The 572-nt window shown below is 54.2% G+C and carries 1 protein-coding gene; it reads right to left on the bottom strand.

The features are described 5' to 3' along the window. Nucleotides 1-77 precede the first annotated feature (77 nt). Nucleotides 78-572 (bottom strand): hypothetical protein (locus RM530_RS18420; RefSeq protein WP_311366728.1); only part of this gene is annotated, 495 nt, incomplete at its 5' end.

Below are 572 nucleotides of genomic sequence, written 5' to 3'. Positions count from 1 at the left end.
CAGCCCTCCTTTGAATTCTGCTCGGTAGCTGTTTCATCACTTTCTCCATGAATGTCGTACCTGTACAAGAGGCTGACCTATTTCCACGGATTCGTCACCCGGCTCTCGGCTTTTACGGTGATCTCGTCTTCGATAAAAATCAGCGTCAGATTGAGCTGGAACCGGCTCATCGCGGTGCCGCTGTACGGCTTGCCGGTCTTCTTGTACGCCTCGGCGTCCCTGACGGCTTGGAGGTCGAGGTTTTCTCGAAAAACCTTGTCGGGTAGAGGATGCCAAGTGCAACCCGATTTCAGGACATGATCCGCGGGGTCATAACCTTTGCTTCGCAGCTCTCTTTGCCTTTCTCGCCATTGGGCTTCGTAGTAAAGCCTCTGCACTTCGGGTTCTTTCGAGTAGTCGCTCTTGTGATCTGCTCGAATATCCGTACTGCACTCCGTTAGCTCCGCCAGCTGCCAGACGATCTCCAGCGCATCGGGAAGATCGTTCTCGTAGCCTCTGAATCGGCCAAAGGAGGTTGTGGGATCGCGATATCTTGGGGAAGGGATCTGCGGTGTCATTGCGATGACGAAGGG

This window comes from Banduia mediterranea (genome assembly GCF_031846245.1).
Lineage (GTDB): Bacteria > Pseudomonadota > Gammaproteobacteria > Nevskiales > Nevskiaceae > Banduia > Banduia mediterranea.
This window is presented reverse-complemented; position numbering and strand designations above follow the sequence as displayed.